General features: G+C 31.6%; 2 protein-coding genes. Both read right to left on the bottom strand.

Features of this window, described 5'->3' with window-relative positions; all coding sequences use genetic code 11:
* Positions 1 to 143 precede the first annotated feature (143 nt).
* Positions 144 to 776 carry a cold shock and DUF1294 domain-containing protein gene (locus IEV16_RS13245; protein ID WP_188366196.1) on the bottom strand — a complete coding sequence of 211 codons (633 nt, stop codon included), beginning with the start codon at positions 774 to 776 and terminating at the stop codon, positions 144 to 146.
* Between the two features lie 118 nt (positions 777 to 894).
* Positions 895 to 2,337 (bottom strand): sulfatase-like hydrolase/transferase, encoded by a 1,443-nt coding sequence (locus IEV16_RS13240; protein WP_188366195.1) that lies wholly within the window; start codon positions 2,335 to 2,337, stop codon positions 895 to 897.
* Positions 2,338 to 2,408 lie beyond the last annotated feature (71 nt).

Genomic DNA, 2,408 nt, shown 5'->3' with positions numbered 1-2,408 from the left:
GAGCATTGGCCAAAAGGCTAAAGTTAACTAAAAACCATTGAAATAAATGGGGCGTTCATATATGTCCTTGTTTAATGACCGTGACATTGAAGATTTGTTCGAAGAAGATTGAATTGTTCGCAAAAGATAAGTTTCGCCAAAAGCTAAAGCAATAAGTCATTTAATCCTATAACCACAGCATCAAACGATAATTTACCATCAGACGTTATCAGCCAATACAAAACAACACAATTAATCAAAACCGTTAGCCAGAGAACGATTTTAAAAGACAGTTTTTTACTTTTATGCCGAATAAACGCCTGCGCCAGTAAAGCCCCGGGCCAGCCGCCCAATATAGAAAACAGGTGTAAAGTACTTTCCTGTGTACGCCAAGCATCCCGCCCCGCTGCTTTTTTATCGTGCGCATACAATAAAAAAGTTAAAAAACTCATCACCACATAGATACCCACAATATGAATTGGAATAATCTTTGAAAAATAAATTACGGCCAAAAACAAAGAAAAGACAACCGCCAATATAGCGGCAAAATTCTTTTGTTTTGTATGAATCCCACTTTTTTTATGGCCTTTAATCGGTATCACATTGACCGCACAAGCCCGGCCTTTTGAATCTTCGGACAGGGCATAATTAACAGCCAGGCCTTTAACCGGTGGTTTATGTCTTTGACTGTAATCATTGATATGCGCAAAAACATGCTTGCCACCGGCATCGGGCTGGATAAAACCAAAGCCTTTTTCTGTATTCCAGTTGAGGATTTGACCTGATTGGGTCTTCATTATTTTTTATTTATTTTACAATTATTAAATTCCAAAAAATAATCATATTTATAGACAGAAAAAATAACTTAATTTACAAACCAAGACGTGTTGTGCATCTCAGCATGCTTTGCATTATTTATTCCTCACTAAAGTATGACACTAACTTATACTTTAAATATTCCAAATGCTTAGGATCAATTTTATTAATTAAATTTATTTGTTCTTTAGGGTCATTATAAATATCAAACAGACGAAATTTGCTAAAGTCACTGCCAGAATAATTTGCCATAAGCTTATATAAATGATTTTTTGACTCTTCTATTACCATGACAACTTTATCTATCCTAACTGTCTGATGATAAGTAAGCCTTTTGTTTTGTGGTTTAGATATTAATGAATTTCCCTTCCATGTCATTGGAATAGGTAAATTTAAACAATCTAAAATAGTTGGAGCAATATCAATATGAGTTCCATAATCTAAAGTTTTTAAGTTACAACCCTCACTATGCCATAAAAATGGGACATTAATATCTTCCTGATATAAATTAAAAGTATGTGAAAAATTACCTCGTTCACCCAAACCTTCTCCATGATCTCCAGTAATAACCACCAAGCTATTAGCGAGGTATCCTTTGTCTTTAAGTATATCTAATGATTTTTTTATATAGTAGTCAGCTTGCAAAACTCCATTGTTATATCCGTTAGATATTTTCTCTAAGTAATGATTATAGTCAACATTATTTAGGCTGCTTAATAAAGCAGGTGTTTGTTTAGAATAAGGCTTATAAATAGCAAACTCTTCTTTAATCTTGCCAAGCAAGTGCGCCGACATAAAATGCAAATAGAAAAACCGTGGTTGTTCTGTGTATGAATCTATTGTTTCTAACTTTTGTATTACCCCATAATCGTCGTTAATTGAAACAGAATCCTTAAAACTAATGCCATCGTGAAACACATCAATGGATTCTCCGTATAATTGCTTTAGGGACATATAACTATGATTTGAACTTAAAATAAAAAAAACTTCATATCCTATTGTTTTTAATACTTCTGTAAGATCCAACAAACCAAAGCCAAATTCATCATATCTTCTTGAGCTTAAAATTGAATATATTCCACATACTGAATCTGAACACGTTGACGTAAAGATTTTTATATACTGAAAGAAATTATTGCTTATAAGTTCATTTAAGTTTGGCGTCGTATATTTTTCATAACCGTATAAACTCATTCTATCGGCTCTTAAGCCATCAACTATAATTAAAATAATATTTCTTTGTGGCTTGTTAGTTTTTATTTTGTTTTCTAATGAGGAAAAATAATACTGCCTCTCTTTCTTGTCCAATAAAATTTCTCTTCTATTTTTAACTTTTATAAACTCACTGTTATTCTCAGCTAAAGCACTTAAAAAAGGCTCATTAATCCACTTTTTTGGGTTAGTTCTCTCATATGATACAAAAATGGAAAATATAAATATTGCTATAAATACTGATATATAAATAAGCGCTTTAAATTTAACTATTTTTGATAAAGCAATCTGTTTGGTAAACTTTAATTTTGAAATAAAAAAATATATCAAAATACCCGTGGTGCATTTAGAAAATAGTTGAAAAACAAGAAGTTACTCATAGCAAAATGCGGTATATTAAT

Source organism: Marinicella pacifica (assembly GCF_014636635.1).
Taxonomy (GTDB): domain Bacteria; phylum Pseudomonadota; class Gammaproteobacteria; order Xanthomonadales; family Marinicellaceae; genus Marinicella; species Marinicella pacifica.
This window is presented reverse-complemented; position numbering and strand designations above follow the sequence as displayed.